Here is a 13,950-nt window from a genome sequence, read left to right on the forward strand (position 1 = left end):
GTTCGATCGCGAACATCAGATCGGCCACGCTTACTTCATCAAGTGCGCTTCGCGGAACGACCTGGACGCCGTGATGCGCCACAGGGTCATTCCGCTGCTGGCAGAGTATTTCTACGAGGACTGGAGCAAGGTCGCATTGGTGCTGGGCGATGCGGCCACAGACAAGCCTGGCCGGTTCTTGGAGCGCACGGAGCTGAAGCCGCCCATCGGTCCTGACTTCGAAGGCGGCGAGACACGCTGGCGATGGACGGTGCGGAGCGAGTTCGCTACCGACGCCTACGCCGACTTCCAGTGATCCGCCGCACCGTCCTGGAATGGGGTTCGCTGCCCTACGGCAAGGGGAGCGACGCTATCTGTGAGAGCGCCGCTGACCGTCTTGTGGCGGTCGCGAGAGCTTCTCCAATGGGCGGGAAAGACGGCGGCAGCATCCTCATCCATGGGCGTCGAGCTCTTGGCGCGCGGCAGGTGGTCGGCGTGCTCGCCGCTGATGGCGTTACACTGGAGATTCTGCCCAAGATCGACGTATCGGGAGCCGACGGGGCCGCAGCTCATGGCCAGATTCGACGCCGTCTGGTGCACATGCTGGCGGTTGCTCTGGATCTCGATATTGCCTCCGGCGCCATGACGGAACTGAGCTGGCAGAAGGAGACCCTGCTCGAAATCCTGATCGGCTTATTCGCCCGCAAGCTAGCGGACGAAGTGCGCAAAGGCATGCCGCGTCGCTATTTGGCGCACGAAGACGATCTGACGACCTTGCGCGGCCAGCTGGACGTCACGCGGCAGTTCACGACCTTGATTGCTCGCCCCGACCGCCTGGCCTGCCGCTACGATGACCTGTCGCCGGACATCCTGCTGAACCAGATCATGAAGGCGACCGTGGACCGGCTGATCCGCGCCTCGGCGTCGGCTGAGAATCAGCGCCGGCTGCGCGAACTCGCCTTCTTCTATGCCGACATTCGCAGCTTACGGCCCAGCGCGTTGGCTTGGGACGGCCTAATCCTAGACCGCACCAACAACCGTTGGCGGGATCTGGTAGAGCTGGCCCGGCTCCTCCTCGGCCACCGCTTTCAAACCACCTCAAGCGGCTCCCAGAACGGGTTCTCGCTCACATTCGACATGAGCCGCTTATTCGAAGCCTATGTGGCGCGAAGCCTCAAGCGAGCGTTCAGCGGCACTGAGCTAACCGTCCACGCCCAAGGCGGCCGCCTCTACTGTCTCGAAGATGCGGAGACCGGAACAGGCCGCTTCATGACCAAGCCGGACATATTGGTGAAGCGGAAGGGTAAGGTCGAGCTGATCATTGACACCAAATGGAAGCGCATTAGCCGCGCGGTTGACGACCCCAAGCGGGGCGTTAGCCAGGCAGACGTGTATCAGATGATGGCCTACAGCCAGCTTTATCAGTGCCCAGAGCTTTTGCTGCTCTACCCTCATCATCGAGGGCTTGGTGAAGACGCCGGAGTGATGTCTATCCACTCGATCCGCACTACGTCCAGCTGGTTGCGGACGGCGACGATCGATTTGACCGACGCTTCACAACAGAGCTGGGGCGAGGCGGTAGGATCCAGCCGCTTCGGGCTTAGAGGGGACCCGGGATCCCCACCTTTCTGAGTTCAGCTTTCGGGCCTTCGCCCAATGTCCGCTGCTTGAGCGCAGAAACCGAAGACTATGCCCCCTCGATTAACTTGAGGGTCCCTGGTTCGACTCCCCAAGCTTCTGACCTTAGGCCCGGCCTGCCATATGACGGCAGGCCTAGCGGGCTTCAGCGGGTTCGCCGCCACTCCCGCCACCGCCATTGATCCGTCCCTCCGGCGGCTTCTCCGACGGTCCCGGCGCTTTCGGGTCCCGGTCCCCATCCTCTAGATCACGCCGCGGCCTGGACCTGATCCAAGGAGGCCGCAGCGACGATCGATCTGAAGTTCTCGAGTATCTCGGGGTGCCGAACGGCCAGGAACCGTTCGACCTCACGCTTGGAAAGCAGCCGCTCTAGAAAGCCCGCCGCGATAACGAGCAGGAGCATGTCGTCGCCGTAGGTGGCTTCGAGCTCTTTGTAGTCGTGGGTAACGGACGCCATCTCCCGCTCCAGCCGCGCCATCTGCTCAGTGGTGAGCCCAGTGGCCTTCTTCAGGTCCTCGGGACGATGCAGGTCGGCCGACTTGGTGGTCGCTAGCAGGGCCTTGGCGTAGTTGATGCTGTAGTTGTTGGCCGACACCATCAGTTCGGCCACCTCAAGCTGCCGGATCGGCTTCATCTTCCGCAGCTTGCTGAAGGTATGCGTACCGACCGGCTTGTCCTTCAGGAGCTCGGCGACGTCGGCGCTGATACCGTTGAGCAGGTCCCTCCGCTGCCGGATCACGCCGACATCCACGTTAAGCGCCCTGGCGAGTTTCTCTTCCGAGACGCCCCTCTTCAGTGCACGAACGATCATGTAGTGCTCTTGGATCGTCGCGAGGCGATTGACCCGCTTGTTGTAGGTAAAGCCCTCGTCGTCGGAGGCGATTAAGCAGCGAGCATCCGTGGAGCCCTGATCGCGCAGGGCGCTGAAACGCACGTGGCCGTCCAAGAGAAGATAAGGGCCGCTCCCCTTGGCGCGTGAGACGACGAGCGGCTCCACGAGGCCCAACTGCGCGACTGACGCCGCGATCCGGCGGTACTTCGCCGACTCCTTGACCGCCACCGGCAACATCTTCGACGGCAGGATGTCGTTGAGCGACAAGATCACGACCCGCTTTTCGAAGGCGATCTTGACCTCGTCCTGCATGGTCAGCTCCGATCGTAGCCAATGCGTTCGGCCAGCGCCGTCGGAACCGAACCGACGCCTTCGGCCCGCATCAGAGCCACGAAATGATCGTCGGCGAGCAAGTGCTTGAGAGCGTTCGTCACAAACATCAGCCGGCCCTGAGTCAGCGAGGCGCGTTTGGCCAGTTGGCGCTGTCGTTCCGTCTCGCGCTGATAGGCGCGGATCAGCGCCTCCGACGTCACCTGTTTCCCACCTCGGTGCGGGCTGTTCCTGCGGTGTAGGCCTTTGCCGCTGGCGTTGCGCTGCTCGATGATCTGGCGGATGGCGAGCACCTGGTTGCCGGGGATCGCCTTCTCTTCGTAAGCCTTGGCGAGGGCCTGCTGCACCTCACCCTCCTTGGCCTTGGCGATCTCCATGGCGATTGTGTGAGGGATGACGCCGCGCTCGACGGCGTTGATCAATTTCTCCTCGCCGTTCTCAAGCAGGTAGCAGATCGCGTAGACGTACTCGGCGCTGAAATCGACCTTCGCGGCGATCTCCTGGTAGCTGTAGCCACGCTCACGAAGAGCGCCGATCGAGCGGACCAGCTCCAACGGCGTGTGCTGGCGACGAGCCAGGTTCTCGACCAGGCTCATCACGAAGCAGTCGTCTTCGCTCGCGTCGATGATGATCGCCGGAATCTCGGTCTGGCCCAGCGCCATGAACGCTTCGAGCCGGCCTTGCCCACAGACGAGATCATAGCGCGGCTTACCCGGGCGCTGGCTGACGGTGATCGGCTTCTTGAGCCCGAGATGGGCGATGCTGGTGACGAGCTCCTGGAAGATGCGCCGGTTACGGACCCGAGGGTTGATCACCGTGATGGCGTCCACCGGCACCATGCGGACCTCCGGCGCGACCTGGGTCATGCGGCACGCAGCGCCGTGCGCCGGGTCAGATCGACAAAGCCATCAAGGTCGTCGAAGCGATAGGCATCGAGCCCCGCATGATTGTAGGGCGCCAGCCGAAGGTTCGGCGCGGCGCCAAGGTCGATCCACGGGAGCAGGTAGTAGTCCCGCACTGTGGTGTTGTCGGCGCCCATCCTGGCCGCGATGGTGATGTCGGGCCTAAGCCCCTGATCGAGGCGGACCTTCCAGCGTAGGCTGCCGGCGGCCGTCAGCTGGCATCGAACGATCACCAGTGAAGCGCTGAACTCGTCGTTAATGTGCAGCAAGTCGGTGTGCTGGTCCCGTTCGACACTGGCGCCGGCGCTACGAATGTTGTCGATCACCCCGGCGACGACTTCCGGATGGAGAGCTCTCAGGGCGCGATTGGTCTCGATGTAGCGATAGTCCCGCGCCGGCGAGAAACCGACTAGCTGGTAGGCGCGCAGCAGGCTGCCGAAGCGGTGTCGGAACGTCGAGCTGGACGGCATGTCCTCGATCTCGTCGATCACCAGGCCCGATAGCCAGCCGCGCTGGCTGAGCAGCGACGATAGCTGCTCCAGGAGCTGCTGATCGGTGAACCGTCGGCTTCGATCGAAGATGATCCGCTGCGCGGCCTCGAAGAAATCCGGCTCGACGATCCCTTCGAAGGCGCCGTCGGCGCGCACCCACATGTCGGGATCGTTGGTGACGCGTTTGGCCTTCAGCTTGAAAGAGACGCGATTGTAGACGTTGTTGCCGATGTACTTCTCGTTGGTCAGGATCTGGTGGACGACGCCCCGCGTCCACGGCCTGCCAAGGTCCGTGACCAGGCCCTCGGCATTCAGGAGAGTGGCGATCTCGCTCTCCGACCGGCGCTGCAGAACAAACATCCGATAAAGGCGCCGGACGATCTCCACCTCCTCGGGCGGGCCCGGACGGAGCACCACGCGGTCGGTTTGAAGGCTTTTGTGCTCGCCGCGAGAAAGCTCGGCTTTCGGGGCGCCGTGCTCATCGACCAACAGGCGCCGCAGGCCGTAGCCAGCGGGGCCGCCTTGGCGAAAGCCGAGCGTGATCAGGCGGCACTGGCCGCTGAATACCTTGACCGAAAGCTCGCGGCTGTACTCACCAGCCATGGCGCGCTTCATGCTCTTTATGATCGTGGAGCTGAGGCTGCCGTCGTTTTCGAACTGCTCGGCACAGTAGTGGACCGAAATGCCGGCTTCGCGGCACACATACTCATAGAAGCCGCTCTCATCGGCGTCCTGGAAGCGGCCCCAACGGCTGACGTCGTAGACGAGGATCGCCTCGAAATCCGCGGCGCCGGCGCGGACATCAGCGATCAGGCGTTGGAGCGCCTGGCGGCCATCCAGACGCAGGCCGCTCTTTCCCTCGTCGGCGTAGGTCCGCACGATTTCAAAGCCGCGTCGCGCGGCATACTGCGCGATCGCGTCTTCCTGATTACTGGTGCTGTAGCGCTGGTGTTCAGTGCTCATGCGCACGTATTGAGCGGCGCGCACGATCTTGCGCTCGATCACCGCTTCGTTGCTCGCGCCTACCTGCAGCATCACGCACACCACGCTTGGCTTTGGGCCGAAAGGTCTTGCGGAAAGTCAGCGTAAGCGCGGGAGTGAGTGAATGTCTTTTCAGAAAATGGACCGAAATTTTCAGTCCAAAAAAGGAAAATCTTTTCACGCCGACAACGGGCATGATGACCGGCCATTCGCCGTGTCGATCGCCATGGCCATGCTGGCCGAGTGGGGCGAGTCCTCCTCGGCGCGCAAGGAAGTCGGGCGCATTACCGCGGCGAATGAGCGGACGGTCCGCAACTGGTTCGAGGGGCGCAACGGCCCGAGCGGCGAGAACCTCGTCGCCCTCGTCCGCCACTCGGACGCGGTGTTCGGGACGGTTCTGGAACTGTCTGGCCGCCAGGCGCTGCTGCCCGTCGCCGGCATCCTCGGACTACGAGACCAGCTCGACGCCTTGGTCCACGCCATCGACGAGCTGCGCGTCCACTGAGCGACGCTCCGAAGGCAGTAGTCGGCTTTGGGCCAGTCTTAAGTTGTCGACATCCCTTTCGGGGCCAGCGTTAAGTGGTGGCCCTAAGTTGTCGATTTGCGCCTCTTCATAAAAATCAATGTCTTACGCGGACCGCGTTAAGTGGTCCCGACACGCCAGGTGTCGCGATAAGCCCCCCCGTCAGCGACAGAAGGACCGCGTCGCGAGCAAGGCTTCGCGGTTGCGCGCGAGGTTTTCGCCGGTGCGGGCGATCGGCTCGGGGCCCTTTCCCAAACCCCGCCACAAGGCCGTGTTGAACCGCGCGGTGTCCAGCTGATCCTCCTTGGCGAAGTTCTGGCCGGCCATGGCGTCCGCCCAGAACGCGGCGGTCCTCACCGGGCAGGCTTCGCCCGTCTGGACAGACTCGAAGCGGTCGGCGGGGATGGGCAAATCCGTCGCCTTCAGCACGTCGGACGCGACCGCGCGGTAGGACCAGGTCGGGGACTGATCGAGGTCGAAGACATCGGCCATGGGCGGCGTCATCCGCGCATTGAGGCTCAAAGGCTTGAGGCCCAGCAGATCGCCGATCGAGCGCACCATGCTGACCGTCGTGTAACGCGTCGAGACCACCGCCTTTTGGCGCACATAGGCGCCCAGCACGAAGGCGATCGAACGGCGCGCGTCGACGTGGTCGGCGCCGTTCTGGGCGTCGTCCTCGATGATGAACACCACGGTCGACTTGGCGAAGGGGCTGTTGGCCAGGGTTTCCAGCACGAGACCGACCGAGAAGTCGTTGTCGGCCATCTGGGTCTCGACCGTGTTGACCCGGTCAAGCGCGTCCTTGAAGTCGCCGAAGTGATCGTGGCTCAGGCGCAGGAGGGTAAGGCTGGGCATGGCCCCGCGCTTGACCTGCGCCGCGAACTCGCGCCGCCACTCCATCACGCGCCAATAGTCCGCCAGACGCTGATCGAAGCCGCGGAAATAGGGATCGCTGCGGGTCGCCAAAAGCTTGTCGGTGGCGGTGTGGATGCGCGTGTGGGTTTTCCAAGGCTCGCGCAGCGGCGCGACATCGCCCGGTTCGCCCTGGTCGTAGACCGATGCGTCGGCCATGCCGTAGTTGCGCACCGAAACACCCGCCTTGATCGCGGCGCTCCACAGGAAGCCAGCGCCCTTGGCGTCGTCGTCGTCCCCATCGGCGTCGGGGGCCGTGAGCAGGGCCTTTCCGGGCATCAGATCCGGATCGTTCGGCGTCGCCGGATTAGTCGCCCGGCGTTCGGCGAAACCTAGCGCCGTCGGCACATTGCGGTCCGCCTGCTCGGCCTCGTAGGAGAGCCCGCGCCCCGAATAGTTGACCGGCGCCGTCTTCTCGAGAAGGTCCGGCGCGCGGGCGGCGGTGGTCCAGGTCCATCCCGTGCTCGACTGCTCGCCGCTGTCGTAGAAATTGTCCAGGGTGACGAACTGTTCGGCCAGACGGTGGTGATTGGGGGTCAGGCGGCGGCCGAGGATCGCGAGACTGGGGTCGCCATTGCCGACGGGCAGATCGCCGAGCACCTGATCATAGGTGCGGTTTTCCTTGATGATGAACACCACGTGTTTGATGCGCTTGCGCAGCTCAGCCATGGTTCTGGCGGCCGCCGCGCGCTCCCGCGCCCTATCCGCGCCCAGGTTCTTCGCCACTTGCGCCGTGGTCCGCGCAAGCGCCGCGCCGGACGGCAGCGGAAAGGTCAGCAGGCCCGCCTTCTCGAGCTGGAACACATACTGATTGGCGGCGCCGCAAGCGCTGGCCTGCGACTTGATCGACGCCACCTTGGGTCCGCAGCCTCGCGGATTGGGGCCCGGCGGGCTCTTGCGGTTGATCACGAAGGCGCGCCCGGCCGCCGGGTCGAAGGCGACCCCGCTCGGATACCAGCCGGTGGGGACGGCGCCCGCGGTCTTGCCATCCGCCGACAGGACGAGCAGCGCGTTGACGCCGCCCAGCGTGACCAGCAGGCGCCCGTCCGGCGTGAGCGCCAGGCCATTGGGGTTCAGGCCCTTTCCAGCGGAAGGATCGAGGCCGGGCAGCGCGAGTTTCCATTCCGCGATCAGCCGCCCCGCCTCGACGTCCGCGACCGCGACGCGGTCGGCGTTGTCCTCCGCGGCGTAGAGCCGCCGGGCCTTCCCATCCCAGAGCAGCGCGGTCGGTTCGCCGATCGTCGCGATCCGGCCAGTCACCTCGACGCCGTCCGCCGTGACCCGCAGCAGGACCAGTTGTCGATCGCGCGGGGCCGAGACCACCGCGTGGGAAGCGTCCGTCCAAACGACGGCGAACGGGAATTCGCCGCCCGGCGCGCCGACCCGCGCCGGATCATTCTTGCCCGGGCGCAGATCGCGTTCGGAAATCACCTGGCCCTTGGTCAGATCGATCAGGCTGACCGAGTCGTTGTAGTAGTTCGCGACCAGAGCGCGGGCGCCATCGGGGCTGACTCCGACGCCGGCGGCTTCGGGCTTCACATTGACGCCGTTGCCCTGGGCGTGACCCAGCTTGACCGGGCCGCCGGCCGCGGGGCGGAACCCCTCGGGGGTCCGAACAAAGCGATGGACGTTGTCGTCCACGCCGCCGCCGACGAGAAATCCGTTACCGTCGGGCGTCCAGGCCACGCCGGAAAAGCTGTTGGGCGTCTGAACCGTCTCGAGGAAACGCGCGCCGGTCGGTTCGACGGCGTAGCGGAAGACATAGTCCGTGGACTGTCCTGCGACGACCTTGCCATCGGGGCCGTTCACGCGGTTGAAGCCGCTGGTGAGCACCAGCACCTCGCGGCCGTCGGGGCTCAGCGCGATGGCCGAGGCGCCGTCCGCCAAGGTGTCGGGGAGCGGACCGATACGCGCCGGAAGCGGTTCGAAGACCGCGCCCGGCGCGGCGAGTGGCGTCAGCATCTGCCCGGTGGGCAAGGGCGTTGGCCCCGCCGCGTTCGACGCGGCCTGGGCGGGCGACAAAAGCGACCAGAACACGAACGCCGACAAGATCGGCGCCGCTCGACGTCCGATGCCCGATTTGAAACGCGCCATGTCCCGCTCCCGCTTGCTTCAAGAGCATCGCTAGGGCGAGGTTGCGACAGTCTCGTGTCGGTCCGCCCTTAGGGGAACGCGCCGCTCATGGAGGGGCGTTGGCGGCGGACCTAAAGGGGCCGGTTCGCGCTCCCCGCCGCGTCGCGCTTGATCTTCTTGGCCAGGCTCCATTTGTGGACCTCGGTCGGGCCGTCGTAGATGCGGAAGGCGCGGACCTCGCGGAACACCTGCTCGACGATGGTGTCGCCGGTGACGCCCGTACCGCCCATCACCTGGACGCAGCGATCGGCGATGCGCATCAGGGCCTCGCTGACGGCGACCTTGGTCATCGAGCTTTCGGTGGTCCCCGGCGCGCCGGAATCGAGGACGTCGGCGCACCAGTCGATCATCAACTCGGCCTGTTTGAGCTCGATCAGGTTCTCGGCCAGCATGAAGCCGACGCCCTCGTGATCGATCAGCGGCTTGCCGAAGGCGTGGCGCTTGACCGCGTAGGCCGTGGCGATCTCGTGGGCCCGCGCGCAGGCGCCCAGCCAGCGCATGCAGTGGGTCAGGCGCGCCGGGGCCAGGCGCACCTGGGCCAGCTTGAAGCCGTCGCCCGGCTGGCCCAGGATCTGGTCGGCCGAAACGCGAAGACTCTCGATCGACACGACGGCGTGGCCGCCGGGCATGGAGCTGTCGATGGTGTCCAGCACCCGCTCGATACGGATGGCCGGATCGGGCAGGTCGACCAGGAACAGCGTGGCGCCGACCTCCGCCTTGGCCATGACGATGCCGACCTTGGCGCCGTCGGCGCCGGTGATGAAGGCCTTGCGGCCGTTGATCACCCAGTGATTGCCGTCCTGGGTCGCCGTGGTCATCAGCATCGACGGATCCGATCCCGCCCCGCCATCGGCGGCCGGCTCGGTCATGAAGAAGGCCGAGCGCGCCTCGCCGGCGATCAACGGCGCCAGGAAGCGCGCGCGCTGCTCGCTGGAGGCGGCCTTGCCCAGCAGGAACATGTTGCCTTCGTCGGGCGCGGCGACATTGACCGCCTGCGGTCCCAGCGGCGACAGGCCGGCGGCCCGCAGCACCTGGGCCGTCTCGTGGTGCGAGAGGTGCGAACCGTCCGCCAGGATGTGCGGGGTCAGCACCCCGGCCGCCCGGGCCTTGGCGCGCAGCTCGGCGATCAATGCGTCCGACGGACCATGCGCCCCGCGCCGAGGATCCTGCTCATAGGGGGCCACGACCTCGCGCACGAAGGCCTCGACCTTGGCGGCGATCGCCGCGCCCCTGGCGTCGTCTCGCGCCCCGCTCATAGCGATTGTCCGTCGTCGATGGTGAAGTCCGCGCCGGTGACGCCCTTGCTCTCGTCGGACAGCAGATAGACCAGCATCGGGTCCAGGGCGTCCTCGTCCAGCATCCGACGGCGCGGCCATTTGCCGATCTGCTTGCGACCGCCCTCGGTCTCGAACCAGTCGCCGGCCAGCTCGGACTTGATGTAGCCGGGACAGAGGTTGTTGACGTTGGGCCCATGCCGCGCCCATTCGCGCGCCAGATGCCGGCCCATATGGCTGACGGCGGCCTTGGAGGCGCTGTAGGCCGTCACACCCGGCGTCACCATCCTGGCGGTGATCGACGAGACCAGCACGACTCGGCCGCGCTCGGCGATCCCGGCCTTCCGCATCCGCCGCGCGCCCTCGCGCGCGGTCAGGAACACGCCGCGCACATTGACCGCGAACACCTGGTCGAAGTCCTCGACGGCGATCTCCTCGGCCAGGCCGTCGGCGGTGATCCCGGCATTGGCCACGACGCCGTCGACCGGCCCGAAGGCGGCCTCGGCGGCGTCGTAAGCGGCGATGGTCGAGGCTTCGCTGGCGACGTCCAGGGCCACGGCCAGGCAACGCCCGCCCTCGGCCACGATGTCGTCGCGCAGCGCCTCCAGCCGGTCCACGCGCCGCGCGCCGATCACCACCGCCGCGCCCTCGGCGGCCGCGACGCGGGCGAACCGCGCGCCGATTCCCGAGGAGGCGCCGGTGATCAGCACCGTGCGGCCAGCCAGTCGCTGGGTCTTGCTCATGTCGGTCCCCCGTCGGATCGAGCGCGTTCGAACGGCTTGCCGCTCATGCCTTCAGCGTGACGCCGACTATCGCGGCGCCATGCGGATGCCGCCGTCGAGGCGGACGTCCTCGCCGTTGAAGTAGCCGCAGGTGATCATGGTCACCGCCAGCTGGGCGTATTCCTCGGGGTTGCCCAGGCGCTTGGGGAACGGCACCGAGGCCGCCAGGCCCGCCTTCACCGCCTCGGGCGCGCCGTTCATCAGCGGGGTGTTGAAGATCCCCGGCAGGATGGTGTTGACGCGGATGCCCTCGCCCATCAGGTCGCGAGCGATCGGCAGGGTCATGCCGACCACGCCGCCCTTCGACGCCGAATAGGCCGCCTGGCCCATCTGGCCGTCCTCGGCCGCCACCGAGGCGGTGTTGACGATCGCGCCGCGCTCGCCGTCCTCCAGCGGCGCCAGGTCCAGCATCCCCTTGGCCGACTTGGCGATGCAGCGGAACGTGCCCACCAGGTTGATCTGGATGATGCGGTCGAAGGCGTCGAGCGGGAAGTGCTTGGTCTCGCCGGTGGCCTTGTCGCGGCTGGCGGTCTTGGCCGCGTTGCCGGTGCCGGCGCAATTGACCAGGATCCGCTCCTGCCCATGGGCGGCGCGGGCCTTCTCGAAACCGGCGTCGACGTCGGCGTCGCTGGTCACGTTGACCTTGCAGAACACCCCGCCGATCTCCTTGGCGACTTCCTCGCCCCGCGCTTCGTTCATGTCGAAGATCGCGACCTTCACCCCTTGGGCCGCCAGGGCGCGGGCGGTCGCCTCGCCCAGCCCCGAAGCGCCCCCCGTGACGACGGCGGCGACGGTGTTGTCCAGTTTCATGAGCGTTTCCTAGGCTTGCAGGCGTTCGATGATGATGGCCGGGGCCATGCCGCCGGCCGCGCACATGGTGACCAGGCCGTAGCGGCCGCCGGTCCGTTCCAGCTCGTCCAGCACCGTGCCGATCAGGATCGCGCCCGTGGCGCCGATGGGGTGGCCCAGGGCGATGGCGCCGCCATTGACGTTGACCTTCGAGCGATCGAGTTTCAGGTCACGGATGAACTTCTCGGCGACGACGGCGAAGGCCTCGTTGATTTCCCAAAGATCGATGTCCTCGACCGTCAGGCCCGCCTTGGCCAGCACCTTGCGCGCGGCCGGGACCGGGGCGTTCAGCATCAGGGTCGGATCATCGCCCATATTGGCCATGGCCACGACGCGCGCGCGGGCCTTCAGCCCGTGCTTTTCGGCATAGGCCGGCGAGGCCAGCAGCACCGCCGCCGCGCCGTCCACCACGCCCGAGGAATTGCCGGCGTGGTGCACATGCTCGATCTTCAGGTCCGGATAGCGACGGTTGATCTGCTTACGGAAGGTCGAGCCCTTGTCGTCATAGGGGAAGTCAGCGATCGCCGTAAAGGCCGGCTTCAGCTGGGCCAAACCCTCGGCGGTCGTTTCGGGGCGCGGATATTCGTCATGGTCCAGCGCCACCGCGCCGTCCTCGTTCAGGACCGGCACGATCGACTTGGAGAACCGTCCTTCGGCGATGGCGCGGGCGGCGCGCTTCTGGCTCTCCAGGCCCAGGGCGTCGAGCTCCTCGCGGGTGATGCCCTCCAGGCTGGCGATGGCGTCGCCGCAGATCCCCTGGTGCGACTGCGGATGCAGGTCGTCGAGGTGGGGGTTGCCCGAGCCCATCAGCGCCGGCGGGAAGCCGGCCGCCTGCTCCTGGGCGGCCATGGCGGCGGTCAGGCTCATCATCTCGACGCCGCCGGCGACGATCAGGTCTTCCATGCCGCTCATGATCTGGGCGGCCGCCAGGTTCACCGTGGTGATGCCGCCGCCGCAGAAGCGGTCCAGCGTCATGCCCGAGGCCTTGATGTCGTAGCCGGCGTCCAGCGCCGCCATGCGGCCCAGATCGCCGCCCTGCTTGCCCTTCTGGGTCGAGGTCGACCAGATCACGTCGTCGACCTCGGCGGTGTTGAGATTGTTGCGCTCGGCGATGGCCTTCAGGACCGTGGCCGCCAGATGCTGCGGATGCAGGTGCGCCAAGGCGCCCTTGCCCACCTTGCCGACGCCGCGGGGCGTGCGCACCGCGTCGATGATTAGCGCCTCGGCCATGGCCGTCTCCTCCTGGTGCGTGTTCTGTTCTCGGACAAGCGATTAATCGCTCGATTAATTTCGGTCAAGAGGCGCTCCCGGATCGAGGCGAGGACCGAAACCTCGGCCTCTCTTGAGTGCGCCAACAAGTGTTTGAAGATTGGAGCCCCGTTATCGTTGCGGAACGCAAGCCCTATCGTGGCGCGCACGGTTCAGACCGCGCGCGGCCGCGCCAGAACGCCGTGGAACACGAGATCCAGCACGTGCTGGACGTACTGTTGGCGCACCTGCTCGGTCAGCTCCGACAGCCCCAGCGTCGTGGGCAGCGAGTAGCCCGCGTAGAAGACGTGCTCGCAGGCTCCGACGACGCTGTAGTACAGCATCCCCGGGTCCATGGGCCGGAACGCGCCCTCGGCCACGCCCTGGGCGACCATGGCGCGATACGCCGCGACCATCGGCTCGACGAAGATCTTCGCCACCTTCTGGCTCGAGGCCGGGTCGCCGCGCGCGATCATGTAGTTGATCAGGCGGTTCAGATACGGCGAGCGGTAATAGGTGTTGATAATGCCGCCAATATGGATGCGCAGCTTCTGCTCGGCCGGGATCTCCATGGCGACCAGATTGGCCAGATCGGCCATCGAGCGCTCGGCCACGCGTTCCAGCAGGGCCAGCAACAGCCCTTCCTTGCCGCCGAAATAGTATTTGATCAGCGCCGAGTTCAGGCCCGAGGTCTTGGCGATCTCGCTCAGCGAGACCTCGATCGTCGACCGCTCCGACAGAAGGCTGGCCGTCGCGTCGAGCAGCGCCAAGCGTGAGTCGCGCCGCTCCCCCATGTCTCCGCCCTTGGTCCGCGCCATCGATCACCCCGCCCCGTCGCGCCTCAACTAATCGATTGACTAGAAAGGTCAACCGGCGAGCGGGAATAACACACACTTGGCGGCGGAGGCTTCGCGAAGCTTGGCGAGATAGTCCTCGGCGCGCCTGTGTATCGTGTTGCGACGGCTCGAAAGCCCTCGAACGTGTTGAAGAAGCAGTCGACGAGGTTCGCTAGCGATAGAGGAGGCCGCTGAAGGCGGGGACGTTCTCGCGCTTCAAACCTCCCGTCCCAATAGACT

General features: G+C 66.2%; 12 protein-coding genes. 3 read left to right on the forward strand and 9 right to left on the reverse strand.

Going from position 1 to position 13,950, the window contains the following annotated elements; all coding sequences use genetic code 11:
• The coding region (locus OR37_RS02735; protein WP_004615658.1) for a hypothetical protein at positions 1 to 295 on the forward strand (295 nt) is incomplete at its 5' end.
• On the forward strand, positions 292 to 1,611 hold the full coding sequence (locus tag OR37_RS02740) for an McrC family protein (protein ID WP_054508495.1): 1,320 nt from the start codon (positions 292 to 294) through the stop codon (positions 1,609 to 1,611). The genes OR37_RS02735 and OR37_RS02740, both read left to right, overlap by 4 nt.
• Before the next feature lie 253 nt (positions 1,612 to 1,864).
• Here the strand turns inward: OR37_RS02740 and OR37_RS02745 are convergent, their stop codons facing one another.
• Genes OR37_RS02745 through OR37_RS02755 form a run of 3 tightly spaced genes read right to left on the reverse strand, consistent with a single transcriptional unit; the run spans position 1,865 to position 5,207 of the window.
• A complete protein-coding gene (locus OR37_RS02745; protein WP_004615660.1) occupies positions 1,865 to 2,761 on the reverse strand; it encodes a plasmid partitioning protein RepB C-terminal domain-containing protein in 897 nt (298 codons plus the stop codon).
• A gap of 2 nt (positions 2,762 to 2,763) precedes the next feature.
• Positions 2,764 to 3,645: a plasmid partitioning protein RepB C-terminal domain-containing protein gene (locus tag OR37_RS02750; protein WP_004615662.1), complete on the reverse strand. Its 882-nt coding sequence runs from the start codon at positions 3,643 to 3,645 to the stop codon at positions 2,764 to 2,766.
• Positions 3,642 to 5,207 (reverse strand): recombinase family protein, encoded by a 1,566-nt coding sequence (locus OR37_RS02755; protein WP_004615663.1) that lies wholly within the window; start codon positions 5,205 to 5,207, stop codon positions 3,642 to 3,644. Before OR37_RS02755 ends, OR37_RS02750 begins: the two co-directional genes overlap by 4 nt.
• 160 nt (positions 5,208 to 5,367) lie before the next feature.
• Here OR37_RS02755 and OR37_RS02760 point away from each other — a divergent pair, with 160 nt between their 5' ends.
• Positions 5,368 to 5,658: a hypothetical protein gene (locus tag OR37_RS02760; RefSeq protein ID WP_235046537.1), complete on the forward strand. Its 291-nt coding sequence runs from the start codon at positions 5,368 to 5,370 to the stop codon at positions 5,656 to 5,658.
• Positions 5,659 to 5,838: 180 nt separating this feature from the next.
• Here OR37_RS02760 and OR37_RS02765 read toward each other — a convergent pair whose 3' ends face one another.
• The 6 genes from OR37_RS02765 to OR37_RS02790 all read right to left on the reverse strand — a co-directional run bounded on the left by OR37_RS02765 (position 5,839) and on the right by OR37_RS02790 (position 13,692).
• Entirely contained in the window at positions 5,839 to 8,682 is a 2,844-nt protein-coding gene (locus OR37_RS02765) for an LpqB family beta-propeller domain-containing protein (RefSeq protein WP_004615666.1), read from the reverse strand.
• 110 nt (positions 8,683 to 8,792) lie between these two features.
• The gene (locus OR37_RS02770; protein ID WP_004615667.1) at positions 8,793 to 9,977 is read right to left on the reverse strand and encodes an acyl-CoA dehydrogenase family protein; all 1,185 of its coding nucleotides are present in this window, start codon (positions 9,975 to 9,977) and stop codon (positions 8,793 to 8,795) included.
• On the reverse strand, positions 9,974 to 10,738 hold the full coding sequence (locus tag OR37_RS02775) for an SDR family NAD(P)-dependent oxidoreductase (RefSeq protein WP_004615668.1): 765 nt from the start codon (positions 10,736 to 10,738) through the stop codon (positions 9,974 to 9,976). The genes OR37_RS02770 and OR37_RS02775 overlap by 4 nt, the downstream gene beginning before the upstream one ends.
• A 66-nt stretch (positions 10,739 to 10,804) precedes the next feature.
• A complete protein-coding gene (locus OR37_RS02780) occupies positions 10,805 to 11,587 on the reverse strand; it encodes an SDR family NAD(P)-dependent oxidoreductase (protein ID WP_004615669.1) in 783 nt (260 codons plus the stop codon).
• Positions 11,588 to 11,596: 9 nt separating this feature from the next.
• A complete protein-coding gene (locus OR37_RS02785) occupies positions 11,597 to 12,856 on the reverse strand; it encodes an acetyl-CoA C-acetyltransferase (RefSeq protein ID WP_004615670.1) in 1,260 nt (419 codons plus the stop codon).
• Positions 12,857 to 13,047: 191 nt separating this feature from the next.
• Complete coding sequence (locus OR37_RS02790) at positions 13,048 to 13,692, reverse strand: TetR family transcriptional regulator (protein WP_004615671.1); 645 nt, start codon at positions 13,690 to 13,692, stop codon at positions 13,048 to 13,050.
• Positions 13,693 to 13,950 lie beyond the last annotated feature (258 nt).

The sequence above is a fragment of the Caulobacter vibrioides OR37 genome, from assembly GCF_000372645.1.
GTDB lineage: Bacteria > Pseudomonadota > Alphaproteobacteria > Caulobacterales > Caulobacteraceae > Caulobacter > Caulobacter vibrioides_E.

What these genes read in the sequence shown, in the direction of transcription:
- OR37_RS02770 (WP_004615667.1), bottom strand. Translation starts at nt 9,977, where the DNA reads ATGAGCGGGGCGCGAGACGACGCCAGGGGCGCGGCGATCGCCGCCAAG.
- OR37_RS02780 (WP_004615669.1), bottom strand. Translation starts at nt 11,587, where the DNA reads ATGAAACTGGACAACACCGTCGCCGCCGTCGTCACGGGGGGCGCTTCG.
- OR37_RS02755 (WP_004615663.1), bottom strand. Translation starts at nt 5,207, where the DNA reads ATGCTGCAGGTAGGCGCGAGCAACGAAGCGGTGATCGAGCGCAAGATC.
- OR37_RS02750 (WP_004615662.1), bottom strand. Translation starts at nt 3,645, where the DNA reads ATGACCCAGGTCGCGCCGGAGGTCCGCATGGTGCCGGTGGACGCCATC.
- OR37_RS02785 (WP_004615670.1), bottom strand. Translation starts at nt 12,856, where the DNA reads ATGGCCGAGGCGCTAATCATCGACGCGGTGCGCACGCCCCGCGGCGTC.
- OR37_RS02765 (WP_004615666.1), bottom strand. Translation starts at nt 8,682, where the DNA reads ATGGCGCGTTTCAAATCGGGCATCGGACGTCGAGCGGCGCCGATCTTG.
- OR37_RS02775 (WP_004615668.1), bottom strand. Translation starts at nt 10,738, where the DNA reads ATGAGCAAGACCCAGCGACTGGCTGGCCGCACGGTGCTGATCACCGGC.
- OR37_RS02745 (WP_004615660.1), bottom strand. Translation starts at nt 2,761, where the DNA reads ATGCAGGACGAGGTCAAGATCGCCTTCGAAAAGCGGGTCGTGATCTTG.
- OR37_RS02790 (WP_004615671.1), bottom strand. Translation starts at nt 13,692, where the DNA reads ATGGCGCGGACCAAGGGCGGAGACATGGGGGAGCGGCGCGACTCACGC.